Here is a 12917-nt window from a genome sequence, read left to right on the forward strand (position 1 = left end):
GAGTCACTGCGGTTTGCGCGCAAGCGCAAAGGCTTCACGCAGCACCTCGCGGTCGCCGATGTGGTTGCACAGGATCAGGGTCAGCCGCGCCAGCCAGTCGGCCGCCGCGTCATCGCTCAAGCCCACCTGGGCGGCGATCAACTCGGCGTAGAAAGCATCCGCCTCCCGCCCGAAATTTGGGGTCAGAGTCAATTTACTCATGGGGCCTCCCATAGGCGCGGGCCAGCGCGGCGCGGAAGGCAGCAGCATCGAAACGCCGCCAGCGCGCCGCGACGACAGCGTCCGGCCGGACCAGGTAGACGCAGCCGGGCTGCGCGGCATAGCGCTGCGCCGCGATGCCGTCGGCCGGCAGCACCAGCACGCGGCCATCGACGTCCACTGCATCGCCAAAGGCCAGCAGCGTGAACTCGCCATGCCATTGTTCGCTGAGCCAGCCGCTTTCCAGCGGCGCGTCGGGCGCGGGGCAGCCGGGCGCGGGCCCGCCGACCCAGGCATCCGCGTCGGGCGTGTTCAACGCGGAGCCGCCCATGTCGGTGGGCATGGACAGCCGCCCGCTGTTGACCAGCGGCTTCGCGAACTCGGCATGCGCCGCCAAGTCCAGCGCCGCCCGGCGGAATCGCAGGCTCAACGCGCTCTTGGGGCTGATGAAGTCGGTGGCGCGCGTGGAGTGGCCGATGTTGTCGTCGGCCGCGGCGATGCGCTCGGCCTCGTAGCTGTCCAGCAGCGCCAGGCCATCGCGGCCACCCTCGCCTTTCACGACGGCGGCGAGCTTCCAGCCGAGGTTGTCGGCGTCCTGCACGCCGCTGTTGGCGCCGCGCGCGCCGAACGGCGAGACCTGGTGCGCCGCGTCGCCCGCCAGCAGCACGCGGCCCACGCGAAACGCTGAAGCGCGGCGGCAGCAGAACTGGTAGATGGACGACCAGACAAGCTCGAAGCCCTCGGTGTCCAGCATCTGCGCAACGCGCGCCTTGATGCGGTCGACATTGCGCTCGGCCTCCACGTCCGCATTACGGCCGAGCTGGAAGTCGATGCGCCACAGGCCGTCGGCCTGGGCATGCAGCAGCACGGACTGCCCGCGGTGGAACGGCGGGTCGAACCAGAACCAGCGCTCGGGCCTGGCCGGGTCGAGCCCACGTGGCCGCACGCCGGCGCCCAAGCGCACGTCGGCGATCAGGAAGCGGTCCTCGAAGACCTGGCCCGTGAAGCTCAGCCCCAGCAGCGTGCGTGTGGGGCTGCGCGCACCGTCGCAGCCGACGACCCAGTCGGCGCGCATGTCGAACAGGCCGTCGGGCGTGCGCACGGTGAGCGTGACGCCCTGGGACGGGTCTTCAGCGTCCTGCTCCAGCCCGATCAGCTCGTGCCTGCCGCGCAGCTCGATGCGGCCGTCCAGCTGCGCGGCGCGCACCAGGCGCGCCTCCACCTGGTCCTGCTGCAGGTTCACCATCGCCGGCATCTTGTGATGCGACTCGGGCAGCAGGTCGAAAGCATAGGCCTCGCACTCGCCGTGGAACACGCGGCCGCGCTGCCAGCGCACGCCTTCGCGCGCGACGGCCTCGCCGACACCGAGGCGGTCGAACACCTCCAGCGTCTTCTTGGCCCAGCAGACGGCACGCGAGCCCTCGCCGATGCGGTCGCTGTCGTCGATGACGACGACCGGCACGTCCCGCTTCGCGAGGTCCAGCGCCAGCGTCAGCCCGACGGGGCCGGCCCCGACGATGACGACCGGGCGGCGCTGCGGCTGGCCGGAGCGCTGTTCCAGCGTCTGGTGATAGGGGTAGCGCGGCAAGTCCATCACATCAACTCTTCGATCACGTCGTGCACAGGCGCGGGCCGAGCGCCGGGCCGCTCCCAAGCCGGGCCGATCTGGCGATGTGCTTGTCGCTCGACGCGCCAAGCATCGCCGTCCCCGCGGGGGCTGAGGCCGGACACAGGGCGTCCAGTGGACGACCTGTGCCTGCCGAAGCTCTGTGGCCGCTGGCCGCAGAGCGGTCCTGGCCAAGGTAGGCCTTGGACGAGGGGCTCCATGTCAGGCGCCTTCGAGGGCCTTCCACATCTCCACATCGCGCTCGGCCGTCCAGATGCGCGGGTGGGACGTGCCGCCGGCCTCGTCGTAGGCGCGCGTCACGTCGAACGGCATGCAGTGGTCGAAGATGACCCAGTGGCCGTACTTGGGCCGCAGCGCCGCCATCGTGCGCTGGTAGACGGCCTTGAGCTCCTCGCCCGCCGCCACGCCGCGCTGCACCGCCGCGTACAGCTCGCTGACGAAGGCGCGCGTGCCGGCAAGGCCCGCGGCCACCTGCTCGGCGCCCTTCAGCGCGGGGCCGCGGCCCGGCACCAGGGCCGCAGCGTCCAGCGCGGCGATGGCATCCAGCGTGGCGGGCCAGTCGGCGAAGTGGGCGTCGCCGCAATAGGGCGTGGCGTGGAACTCGACGAGGTCGCCGCTGAACAGGACCCGCTCCTCGGGCAGCCAGGCGACGGTGTCGCCCGCCGTGTGGCCGCGCCCGGGCGAGAACATCTCGACCTTGACGCCGCCCAGGTCCAGCGTCAGCCGGCCGGAGAACGTCAGCGTGGGCCAGGTGAGGCCGGCAGGCACGGACTCGACGTTGCGGAACAGGCGCGGGAAGCGGCCGATCTCGCTGGCCTTGTCCTGCTCGCCGCGCTCCTGGATGAGCGCCAGCGTCGCGTCGCTGGCAATGACCTGCTCCAGGCCCTCGGCCTTGAAGGCGGCGGCGCCCAGCACGCGCACCGCGTGGTAGTGGCTGAGCAGCACGTACTTGATGGGCACGGGGCTCACCTCGCGGATGCGGCGGATCACGTCGGCCGCCATCACCGGCGTGGCCTGGGTGTCGATCACCATGGCCGCGTCGCGGCCGATGACGATGCCGGTGTTGGGGTCGCCCTCGGCCGTGTAGGCCCAGGCGTGCTCGGACAGGCGCTCGAAGGTGACCTGCTTTTCTTCCAGGTCGGCTTGCGAGGCGAAGGCTTTGGTGCTCATGCGGGGTCTCCAACGTCAGGTCCGAAATTTAGCCTAATCCAAATGAATTCACCAATATAGAATTTTCAGCATGGGCGACACCAAGGCACCGCGGGGCATCCAGAGCATCGAAGTCGGTGGGCAATTGCTGCGGGCGCTGGCCCACCATGGCCGGCCGATGGCGCTGAAGGACCTGGCGCGCGAAGCCGGCATGACGCCAGCCAAGGCCCACCCCTACCTAGTGAGCTTCATCAAGCTGGGCCTGGTGGAGCAGGACGGCGGCAGCGGCCGGTCGGGCTTTTACGGCCTGGGGCCGCTGGCGCTGCAACTGGGCCTCATCAGCCTGCAGCAGTACGACCCGGTGCGGCTGGCCACACCGGTCATCGAGGACCTGGCGCTGCAACTGCGGCACACGGTGGCCATCGCCGTGTGGGGCACGCGCGGCCCCACCATCGTGCGCGTGGCCGAGGGGCCGACGCCGGTGCACATCAGCATGCGCCACGGCACGGTGATGAGCCTGGCGGGCACGGCGTCCGGCCGACTCTTTGCGGCCTGGCGTACCGCGGAAGCGGCGGCGCTGGCGGAACCACTGCCGGACGAGGCCACGCTGGCCGCCGTGCGCGACGCCGGGCTGGCGACGTCGCGAGACGGCGTGGTAGCCGGTGTCAGCGCGGCGGCGGCCCCGGTCTTCGAGGCCTCGGGGCGCCTGGTGCTCGCGTTGACGGCCATCGGCCCGAGCGCCAGCTTCGACACCGCGCCGGATGGCGTGCTGGCCGCGACGCTGCGCGAGGCCGCCGCGGTCCTGTCGCGCCGGCTCGGTCGTTGACGGCTGCGCAGCACCGTTCAGCGCAAACCATTTTTTCAATCCAGCAATACTGTTCGCGATATTTACATATCGCAATGAAATGCGGCGCACCAAAATCGTGATACGCAGGCCTTGATACTGGGCACAAGGTGGCCGAGATAAACCAGCGGGCGCTGACACATTCGAGAATATGTACGCCGGCACCACTTGTATGAAGTAGCGTTGCCAGTTGGCTAAATGCACACCCCGCGGGCCCGGAGAACGCGCGACGGATGCCGAAAAGTCATTGCCAATCAAAGACATGGCATTGAATTACCGAGGCGACACGCAGGTTTACACGGCATCCAGGGGTTTGCCGATCCGTCGCGGAACGACTGCCGCCAGAAAATTCGAACGACCGGCCACCGCCCTGTATCCAGCGCGAATCAACCCCCGGCCGGCACATCGGGCAACCATCCGTTTGCCTTATTTTTCTGGAGCAGTCATGCATCAACCCACCAAAATTGCCGCCGCGGTCCTGATGACCGTGGGCGGTTTGAACGCCTGGGCCCAACAGGCCCAGGACACCACGGAGCCGCAGCAGATCGAGCGGGTGACGGTGACCGGTTCGGCCATCAAGCGCCTGGACGCCGAGACGTCGGTGCCCGTCACGGTCTTCAAGATGACCGAGATGAAGCAGCAGGGCATCACCACGGTCGAGCAGATCCTCAGCAGCCTGACCGCCAGCCAAGCCAGCGTGGGCACCAGCCAGGCCGTGGGCGCCTCGACCGGCGGTGCGTCGTTCGCCGACATGCGCGGCATCGGCGCCAACAAGACGCTGGTGCTGCTGAACGGCCGGCGCATCGCGAACAACGCGTTCGACGGCTCGGCGCCCGACCTGAACATGATCCCCTTCGCCGCGCTGGACCGCGTCGAGGTGCTGCGCGACGGGGCATCGTCGCTGTACGGCACGGACGCCATCGGCGGCGTCATCAACTTCATCACCCGCCGCGACTACCAGGGCGGCACGGTGTCGGTCAGCTACGAGTCGCCCCAGCACCCGGGCGGCAAGACCAAGAACGCCAACGCCGGCTTCGGCTTCGGCGACCTGGACAAGCAGGGCTTCAACGTCTTCGGCTTCATCGACGCGCAGCGCCAGGACGCCATCAGCGGCACGCAGCGCCCGTTCAACACGCGCTACGCCGGCGGCCTGTCGGGCTCCACATCGCCGGGCAACTACTACCAGGCGGGCGATGTGGCCAATCCGGCCGCGCCGACCTGCGGCAAGGGCACCTTCCTGATCCCGGCCGGCGACAACCTGTCGTGCTACATGACGACGTCCAGCTACGTCGACTACGTGCCCAAGTCGCAGCGCGACTCCGCCATGCTCAAGGGCCAGGTCAAGCTGGGCGACGACCACACGCTGAGCGCCGAGTACTTCCGCACCGAAAGCACGGTCTGGACACGCATCGCGCCCGTGCCCTATGGCGCGCTGGTCCAGAACCCGCTGCGCCCCGACGGCACGCCCAACCCCTACTACCCGGGCAACTCCGGCAGCGGTTTCACGCCCACCATCCCGCTGAGCGCGACCTTCGACGGCGGCAAGGTCGGCAAGACGCTGACCGCCGGCGGCGCGCTGATCCAGCCTGGCTACGTGAACGTGAAGTGGCGCGACGTGCCCAACGGCGCGCGCGGCGACGAGAACAAGAACACCCAGCAGCGCCTGGTGCTGAACCTGGACGGCACCGTGGCCGGCTGGGACTACACGGTGGGCGCCTCGTACAACCAGAACAAGGTCAATGAGAAGCTCATCAGCGGCTACAACAACGGCCTGCTGATCCAGGAAGGCGTGCTGACGGGCAAGATCAACCCGTTCGGCGACCAGGACGCCGCCGGCCAGGCCATCATCGACCAGGCGCTGGCCGTTGGCACGGTGATGTACGGCAAGGGCACGACCACCGGCCTGGATGCACGCGCCAGCCGCGAGCTGTCGGACTGGTTCGGCGCCGGCCGCCCTGTGTCACTGGCGCTGGGCGCCGAGACGCGCAGCGAGAAGTTCACGACGCAGGCCAACCACGACTATGCGGCCATCGTCGTCGCCTCCACCGGCATCGACCCGGACACCTACAACGCCGGCTCGCGCCGCGTGTCGGCCGCCTACGGCGAGTTGAACGTGCCGCTGCTGAAGTCGCTGGAGGTGACCGCCGCCGTGCGCTACGACAAGTACAGCGACTTCGGCAGCACCACCAACCCCAAGGTGAGCTTCCGCTTCCAGCCGGTCAAGGAAGTGCTGCTGCGCGGCGCCTACTCGACGGGCTTTCGCGCGCCGTCGCTGTACGAGCTGAACGCGGCGCAGAGCTTCACCAACAGCGGCACCGTCAACGACCCGCTGACCTGCCCCGGCGGCGTGCCCACCGGCGCCAAGGTCAACAACTGCAATGCGCAGTTCCAGATCCTGAATGGCGGCAACCTGAAGCTGGCGCCCGAGAAGAGCAAGACGGCCAACCTGGGCATCGCCTTCGAGCCCATGCCCGATCTGAACTTCGGCGTGGACTTCTGGTGGGTGCGGCTGAAGAACCAGATCGCCGCCATCGGCGACAACACGCTGTTCGACCCGGCCAACTACCCGACCTTCAGCTACCTGTTCCACCGCGACACGACCGGCCACCTGTCCACCGACGGCACGTCCTGCCCGGGTTCGGACTGCGGCTACGTGGACGAGCGCACGCAGAACCTCGGCGGCACCAACACGCACGGCATCGACCTCAACGCCAACTACCGGCTGCGCTCCAACTGGGGCACGTTCACCTTCGGCCTGAACAGCACCTACGTTGCCAGGTACGAGTACCAGGACTACACCGACGGCCCGTGGAACCAGAACGTGGGCGTCTACGTCGGCACGGGCCCCGTGTTCCGCTGGCAGCACACGCTGACGGCCGTGTGGAACAAGGACGTCTACAGCCTGGGCGTGACCGGCCACTACAAGTCCGGCTACGTGGACGTGGACGACACCAACCGCGTCAGCAACTACGCGACGCTGGACCTGTTCGGCACCTGGAAGCCACTGAAGGGCACCACGCTGACACTGGGCGTGCACAACCTGACCGACCGCGACCCGCCGCTGAGCTACCAGACGCAGGTCTTCCAGGCCGGCTACGACCCGCGCTATGCGAGCGCCGTGGGCCGCTCGTACTACGCACGTGCGTCGTACGACTTCTGACCGGCCTCACCCCCACCAACGACCAGGGCCCCTCACGGGGCCCTTTTTCATGGTGCCAGCGCCGGGCTGCTCAGGGCAGCCTGGCCAGCATCGAGGCCTCGGTGGCCTCATCCCAGGCGAGCGGGTACAGGCAGCGCGCGGCCGCCAGCATCTCGGGGCGCCCGCCCCACAGGGTGATCTGCTCGCGCACGGTGCGCAGGTCGATGCTCATCAGCACCGCCGGCGCATCCACGCGCGGGTTGTGGCGTGCCATCGTGTACGGCAGCAGGCCCAGGTAGCGGCGGTAGAAGGCCACATGGCGCGGGTTGACCTCGATGACGAGACGGTCGCAGCCCTCGCGGCGGTGCGCGTGCAGGTAGCCGAGATGGAAGATCTGCGCCAGCACGCGCTTGGCGTTGTGCGAATGGCGGTCCACGGCCAGGCTGCCGAACTCGCAGAGCTTCACGCCGGCCGAGCGCCACTCGGCCAGTTCGGCGCCGAACAGCAGGTCGGCATGCAGGCCGCCGCTGCCGTCCAGGCGCACCGACAACGTGCCCACGACCTGCTCGCCATCGCGGGCGGTGCAGACGATGTCGCCATCCTCGTTGCGGCTGCTGTAGCGCTCCCGCGTGAGGACCAGGCCCCGGTCACCGTAGCGCCGCTCCACCAGGTCGAGCGCGTCGCCATCGAGCGAGCCGAAGTCGCTGTTCAACTCCAGCGGCGGGCCGCCAAAGGGGTTCAGCGGCGCATGCCGGCTCTCGTCGAAGGTGGGAATCATCACAGCGTCCTGGCGGGGTAAAAATCACTAGGCCCGCAGTCTAGGGATTGAAAAAGTGCTTTTCCTGGCACCTCACACAGAGATACATCTGAATCACCCTATCAACCGGGTTTCTCCGCCGCCTGCACAGGGGACAGGCAAGGCACGCGCAAGAAAAAGGCCACGCAATGCGTGGCCTTGGCAGCGCGGCGGGCGCTCAGTTCGCGTACCGGCCCACCAGGCGATTCATGTTGGTGAGCGACAGGCGGTGCAGCTCGATCAAGGCGATGAGGCCGTTGCGGTGCAACTGCAGCACCTTGTCGTCCGGCAGCTCGGCGTACTTCTTCTCGTCCAGCGCCAGGAAGCCTTCGACATCGATCTTCTCGCCCGTGGACAGCGTGGCCTCGAAGCGCATGTCCTGCAGCAGGTCCAGTTCGACGAGCAGGTTGCAGATCAGGCGCGTGCGCTCCGATTCCTGCTCGAAGTTCTCGAGGAAGGTGCGCGCGTTCGTCAGGAACTCGGTGGGCTGGCCGTCCTTGAACAGCGCCTCGCCGGTCGTGTCGTTGAAGCCCGGCCACTTCAGGTCGAAGCAGACGGCCACGTTCGTGGTGTTCTCTTCCAGCCGGGCCATCGCGAACGGGTAGCGGCGCACATAGGCCGGCACATAGTTGCCCGTCCACTGGTCGCCATCGACGAAGAGGTTGGAGCCGGCCTTCAGGCCCAGCACGGCCAGCGGCGCCACCACCGGCTTGCCGTTGTCGCCATTGCCGGCACGCACGAAGACGATGGGGTATTCCTTGCACGCGTCGCCGAACTCGACGGCAGCGAGGAAGACCGAGTTCTGGTCGGCCAGGCGGCGCACGACGGGCACCGTCGTGTCCAGCTTCATGTTCTTGTGGACTTCTCGGTCCAGCGGCAGCAGTTCGCCGTACATCGGGGGGTTGCTCATGAGGTTCTCTCTTCAGGTTCTTCGGCCAGACGACTGGCCAGCACTTTGTCCACACGCTTGCCGTCGAGGTCGACGACCTCGAATCTCCACGCGTCCCACTCCACCACATCGGTCGTGCGCGGCAAGCGCCCCAGCAGCAGCATGATCATGCCGGCCAGGGTGTTGTAGCGGCCACGGTCCTCTTCGGGCAGTTCCTTCAGCCCCAGGCGGTCCTTCAGCTCGGGTACCGGGATCAGGCCGTCGATCAGCCAGCTCCCGTCCTCGCGTTGCACCGCCCAGGCATCGCCATCGCTCGGGGCGCTGAACTCCCCGGCGATGGCTTCCAGCACGTCGCGCACGGCAATCACGCCCTGCACTTCGCCGTATTCATCCACGACGAACACCAGCGGCGCGTCCGACACGCGGAAATGCTCCAGCAATTCCATGCCCGACAGCGTCTCCGGCACGAACAGCGGCGCTTCCATGCCGGCCGTCAGGTCCAGCGGCTGGCCTTCCAGCATGCCGGCCAGCAGCGCAGGCGCATTGGCCACGCCCAGCACGTCCCCCAGGCCGCCGCGGCAGACCGGATAGCGGTTGAAGCCATGCTCGCGCAGCACCGCCAGCACCTCGGCCGGCGTGGCGCTCACGTCCAGCCAGGCGATCTCGGCGCGCGGGATCATCATCGAGCCGACCTGGCGCTCGTCCAGGCGGAACACGTTGCGCACCATCTGGTGCTCATGCTGCTCGATGACGCCGGCGTCCAGGCCTTCTTCGAGGCTGGCCGCGATCTCCTCTTCCGTGACACCCCGCTGGCCCTTGTTGCGCAGCCCCATCAGGCTCAGCGTGGCCTCGGTCGTCACGCTCAGCAGGCGCACCAGCGGCCGGGCGGCCATGGACACGAAATTCATCGTCGGCGCCACCAGGCGGGCCACCGTCTCCGGGTAGATCTGGCCGACCCGCTTGGGCACCAGCTCGCCGAAGACGATGGTCAGCAGCGTGATGATGACGACGACCAGCGCCGTGGCGGCGATGTCGGTCGCGTGCGGTGCCAGCGAAAAGGTCTCGGTCAGCCAGCGCGACAGCGGGCCGGAGAACGCCGCGTCGCCGACGATGCCGTTGAGCACGCCGATGCCGGTGATGCCGATCTGCACCGTCGACAGGAACTTGGTCGGGTTATCGTGCAGGTCCATCGCGGCCTGCGCCCCGCCCTCCCCGCTTTCCACCATCACCTGCAGCCGCGCCTTGCGGCTGGCGGTCAGCGCCATTTCCGACATCGCGAAAAGGCCGTTGAGAACGATCAGGAAGAGAACTAGGGCGGTGTCCATCGAAAGCGCCGGAGCAGAGAAAACCCTGTCGGCGCGGGGCAAAAACGAAGCCCGGAAGACTAGCAGATGCCCATGACCGCGCCCAGCGCACATTCCCGCACTCGAAAACGCACGCATGAACTACCTGATCGGTGACCTCCAAGGCTGCTGCGGCGCGCTGGAGCGCCTGCTGGCACGCATCGCCTTCTCGCCGTCGCGCGACCGGCTGTGGCTGCTGGGTGACCTCGTCAACCGCGGCCCGCAGTCGCTGGCCACGCTGCGCGCACTCGTGGCGCTGGGCGACGCCGCCACCTGCCTGCTCGGCAACCACGACCTGCACCTGCTCGCCGTGCACCACGGCGCGCGTGCACCCGGGCGGGGAGACACACTAAACGACATCCTCGCGGCACCCGACCGCCCCGCGCTGATGGACTGGCTGCGCCACCAGCGCGTGGCCCACTTCGAGGCCGGCTGGCTGATGGTGCACGCCGGCGTCGTGCCGCAGTGGAGCCGCGACGACACGCTCGCGCTGGCAGGCGCCGTGGAGGCCGTGCTGCGCGGCCCCGACCTGCCCCACTTCCTGCACGAGATGTACGGCAACGAGCCGGCGCGCTGGGACCCGGCCCTCACCGGCACCGCACGGCTGCGCTTCACGGTCAACGTGCTGACGCGCCTGCGCTTTTGCTCGGCCGATGGCGAGATGGACTTCAAGACCAAGGACGGCGCGGGTGCCGCGCCCGCGGGCTTCATGCCCTGGTTCGACGTGCCGGGCCGCGCGACTGCCGACACCCCCATCGCCTTCGGCCACTGGTCCACGCTGGGCCTGCTGGACCGCCCCACGCTGCTGGGGCTGGACACCGGCTGCGTCTGGGGCGGCCAGCTGACGGCCGCCCGCGTGGACGGCACGGCGCGCGAGATCATCCAGGTCGATTGCGCGCAGGCGCAAAAACCCGGCTGAACCGCCTCGTAGAATGCGCACCCTCTGGAAGCTTGGGGGAGTGGTTTAACCCAACGGTCTTGAAAACCGTCGGCCAGCAATGGCCCGTGAGTTCGAATCTCACAGCTTCCGCCAGCCCCCCTCAGCGCTGCATGCCCCAGCGCCTCACCGTCAGCCGCTCCACCGTGTCGAACACGAAGCGCTCGACCAGCCAGCCGATCAGCACGACGGTGGCGAGACCGGCGAAGACGCGGTCGGTGAGCAGCTCGTTGCGGCTCTGGAAGATGTACCAGCCCAGGCCGCCCTGGCCCGACGATGCACCGAAGAACAGCTCGGCCGCGATCAGCGTGCGCCAGGCGAAGGCCCAGCCGATGCGCAGGCCCGACAGGATGGCCGGCAGCGCGGACGGCACGAGGATCTGCAGCACGTAGCGCAACCCGCGCAGGCCGTAGTTGCGGCCGGCCATGCGCAGCGTCTCGGGCACGCCCTGGAAGCCCGACAGCGTGGCCAGCGCCAGCGGCCACAGCACGGCGTGCACCAGCACGAAGACCAGGCTGCCCTGGCCCAGGCCGAACCACAGCAGCGCCAGCGGCAGCAGCGCAATCGCCGGCAGCGGGTTGAACAGCGAGGTCAGCGTGACCAGCACGTCGCGGCCCGGTCGGGTCGCCACGGCCAGCGCCGACAGCGTCAGCGCCAGCACGACGCCCAGCGCATAACCCTGCAGCAGCAACGACAGCGACGCCGCCGTGCGCGCGACCAGCTCGCCGTTGCGCAGGTCGTCCCACCAGGCGTGCGAGGCCTGCAGGAAGCCGGGCAGCAGCAGGTCGTTGCCGGCCACGCGGGCGGCCAGCTCCCAGGCGGCGGCGATCAGCACGAGCACGACGACCTGGCGCACGCCGTCGCGCTGCCAGATGCGTTGCGCCAGGCTCAGGTGGATGTCGGCCAGCTGCGCGGGCAGCGGCGGCAGCTCGCGTTCGAACTCGGGACGGGCGGGATGGACGTAGCTCATGATCCTGGATCCGGCAGTTGGGCATGCCCGAGGGGCTGGCGAGGCGAGTCGCTGGCAAGGCGCAACGACGCTGCGGGCTCATGCGCACGAGAAGCAGCCACACCGCCAGCGGCTCGTAGCGCCAGACCAGCGGGCATGCAGCGGTCTCCACCGACGTGGTGCCCGCAGCGAAATTCGACTGAATGTTGAACCACCAGGACTCTCGATGAATGGCAAGCGGTCAACTGCCGGATTCAGGATTGAACAGCAGTCGGTGGATACGTTGCTGCTGGGCCTGGAACGCCGCGCTGCCGGCGCTGGCGAAGTCGAACGACTCGGCGTCCAGCTCCGCGCGCACGCGGCCCGGGTGGGGCGACAGCAGCAGGATGCGGTTGCCCACCAACAGCGCCTCCTCGATGGAATGGGTGACGAACAGCAGCGTGAAGCGCAGCTCCGCCCACAGCCGCAGCAACTCCTCCTGCAGGCCGCGGCGCGTCAGCGCGTCCAGCGCGGCGAAGGGCTCGTCCATCAGCAGCACGCGTGGGCGCATCGCGAGCGCCCGGGCGATGGCCACGCGCTGCTTCATGCCGCCGCTGAGCTGGTGCGGATAGGCCTCGGCCGCGCGGCTCAGGCCGACGGTGGCCAGCGCCTGCGCGGCGCGCTCGCGGGCCTCGGCCTTGCCGCACTGGCGCGAGGCGACGAGGCCGAACGCAACGTTGTCCAGCACGCGCTTCCACGGCGGCAACTGGTCGAACTCCTGGAACACGACGACGCGGTCGGCGCCGGGTTCGGTGACCGGCTGGCCTTGCAGCAGGATGTCGCCCGAGCGCGGCGGCAGGAAGCCCGCGACAGCCTTGAGCAGCGAACTCTTGCCGCAGCCCGACGCGCCCAGCAGCACGAAGCGATCGCCCTGCTGCACGTCGAACGACACCTCGTGCGTGGCGCGCACGGTGCGCCGCTCGGTGCGGTACGCCAGCGTCAGGTCGCGCACCTGCAGCAGCGGCTGAGCGGCCGCGGCCAGCGCCTGGTGCTCCTGCGGGCCGGTG

General features: G+C 68.8%; 11 protein-coding genes and 1 tRNA gene. 4 read left to right on the forward strand and 8 right to left on the reverse strand.

Annotation, left to right across the window (positions count from 1 at the left end; genetic code table 11):
- Window positions 1-3: 3 nt before the first annotated feature.
- The 3 genes from ACO07H_RS18535 to ACO07H_RS18545 all read right to left on the reverse strand — a co-directional run bounded on the left by ACO07H_RS18535 (window position 4) and on the right by ACO07H_RS18545 (window position 2995).
- Window positions 4-201, reverse strand: coding sequence for a DUF2783 domain-containing protein (locus ACO07H_RS18535; protein ID WP_422016833.1), 198 nt, complete (start codon window positions 199-201; stop codon window positions 4-6).
- A complete protein-coding gene (locus ACO07H_RS18540) occupies window positions 194-1792 on the reverse strand; it encodes an FAD-dependent oxidoreductase (protein WP_422016835.1) in 1599 nt (532 codons plus the stop codon). The genes ACO07H_RS18535 and ACO07H_RS18540 overlap by 8 nt, the downstream gene beginning before the upstream one ends.
- 234 nt (window positions 1793-2026) lie before the next feature.
- Window positions 2027-2995 carry an MBL fold metallo-hydrolase gene (locus ACO07H_RS18545; RefSeq protein WP_422016837.1) on the reverse strand — a complete coding sequence of 323 codons (969 nt, stop codon included), beginning with the start codon at window positions 2993-2995 and terminating at the stop codon, window positions 2027-2029.
- A 70-nt stretch (window positions 2996-3065) separates the two neighbouring features.
- Here ACO07H_RS18545 and ACO07H_RS18550 point away from each other — a divergent pair, with 70 nt between their 5' ends.
- Together ACO07H_RS18550 and ACO07H_RS18555 are read left to right on the forward strand one after the other, a co-directional pair.
- Window positions 3066-3800 carry an IclR family transcriptional regulator gene (locus ACO07H_RS18550; protein ID WP_422016839.1) on the forward strand — a complete coding sequence of 245 codons (735 nt, stop codon included), beginning with the start codon at window positions 3066-3068 and terminating at the stop codon, window positions 3798-3800.
- A 463-nt stretch (window positions 3801-4263) separates the two neighbouring features.
- Window positions 4264-6978, forward strand: a complete 2715-nt coding sequence (locus ACO07H_RS18555) for a TonB-dependent receptor (protein ID WP_422016841.1) — start codon at window positions 4264-4266, stop codon at window positions 6976-6978.
- A 70-nt stretch (window positions 6979-7048) separates the two neighbouring features.
- On the opposite strand, the gene ACO07H_RS18560 is transcribed toward ACO07H_RS18555, so the two are convergent.
- From ACO07H_RS18560 to ACO07H_RS18570, 3 genes are all read right to left on the reverse strand, one after another.
- The gene (locus tag ACO07H_RS18560) at window positions 7049-7735 is read right to left on the reverse strand and encodes an N-acyl amino acid synthase FeeM domain-containing protein (protein WP_422016843.1); all 687 of its coding nucleotides are present in this window, start codon (window positions 7733-7735) and stop codon (window positions 7049-7051) included.
- Between the two features lie 196 nt (window positions 7736-7931).
- Complete coding sequence (locus tag ACO07H_RS18565) at window positions 7932-8663, reverse strand: SapC family protein (protein ID WP_422016845.1); 732 nt, start codon at window positions 8661-8663, stop codon at window positions 7932-7934.
- Window positions 8660-9967 (reverse strand): hemolysin family protein, encoded by a 1308-nt coding sequence (locus ACO07H_RS18570; protein ID WP_422016847.1) that lies wholly within the window; start codon window positions 9965-9967, stop codon window positions 8660-8662. Before ACO07H_RS18570 ends, ACO07H_RS18565 begins: the two co-directional genes overlap by 4 nt.
- A gap of 115 nt (window positions 9968-10082) precedes the next feature.
- Between ACO07H_RS18570 and ACO07H_RS18575 the strand changes: the two genes are divergently transcribed.
- Window positions 10083-10904 carry a symmetrical bis(5'-nucleosyl)-tetraphosphatase gene (locus ACO07H_RS18575; RefSeq protein WP_422016849.1) on the forward strand — a complete coding sequence of 274 codons (822 nt, stop codon included), beginning with the start codon at window positions 10083-10085 and terminating at the stop codon, window positions 10902-10904.
- A gap of 26 nt (window positions 10905-10930) precedes the next feature.
- Window positions 10931-11018, forward strand: a tRNA-Ser gene (locus tag ACO07H_RS18580).
- Window positions 11019-11025: 7 nt separating this feature from the next.
- Here the strand turns inward: ACO07H_RS18580 and ACO07H_RS18585 are convergent.
- On the reverse strand, window positions 11026-11892 hold the full coding sequence (locus ACO07H_RS18585; protein WP_422016851.1) for an ABC transporter permease: 867 nt from the start codon (window positions 11890-11892) through the stop codon (window positions 11026-11028).
- 220 nt (window positions 11893-12112) lie between these two features.
- Entirely contained in the window at window positions 12113-12892 is a 780-nt protein-coding gene (locus tag ACO07H_RS18590) for an ABC transporter ATP-binding protein (protein ID WP_422018659.1), read from the reverse strand.
- Window positions 12893-12917: the final 25 nt, after the last annotated feature.

The sequence above is a fragment of the Roseateles sp. genome, assembly GCF_965229315.1.
Classification (GTDB): Bacteria; Pseudomonadota; Gammaproteobacteria; order Burkholderiales; family Burkholderiaceae_C; genus Pelomonas.

Bases quoted from the DNA above. Each gene is read 5' to 3' on its own strand.
- ACO07H_RS18535 (WP_422016833.1), bottom strand. From the start codon at position 201: ATGAGTAAATTGACTCTGACCCCAAATTTCGGGCGGGAGGCGGATGCT.
- ACO07H_RS18555 (WP_422016841.1), top strand. From the start codon at position 4,264: ATGCATCAACCCACCAAAATTGCCGCCGCGGTCCTGATGACCGTGGGC.
- ACO07H_RS18565 (WP_422016845.1), bottom strand. From the start codon at position 8,663: ATGAGCAACCCCCCGATGTACGGCGAACTGCTGCCGCTGGACCGAGAA.
- ACO07H_RS18540 (WP_422016835.1), bottom strand. From the start codon at position 1,792: ATGGACTTGCCGCGCTACCCCTATCACCAGACGCTGGAACAGCGCTCC.
- ACO07H_RS18560 (WP_422016843.1), bottom strand. From the start codon at position 7,735: ATGATTCCCACCTTCGACGAGAGCCGGCATGCGCCGCTGAACCCCTTT.
- ACO07H_RS18585 (WP_422016851.1), bottom strand. From the start codon at position 11,892: ATGAGCTACGTCCATCCCGCCCGTCCCGAGTTCGAACGCGAGCTGCCG.
- ACO07H_RS18575 (WP_422016849.1), top strand. From the start codon at position 10,083: ATGAACTACCTGATCGGTGACCTCCAAGGCTGCTGCGGCGCGCTGGAG.
- ACO07H_RS18545 (WP_422016837.1), bottom strand. From the start codon at position 2,995: ATGAGCACCAAAGCCTTCGCCTCGCAAGCCGACCTGGAAGAAAAGCAG.
- ACO07H_RS18570 (WP_422016847.1), bottom strand. From the start codon at position 9,967: ATGGACACCGCCCTAGTTCTCTTCCTGATCGTTCTCAACGGCCTTTTC.
- ACO07H_RS18550 (WP_422016839.1), top strand. From the start codon at position 3,066: ATGGGCGACACCAAGGCACCGCGGGGCATCCAGAGCATCGAAGTCGGT.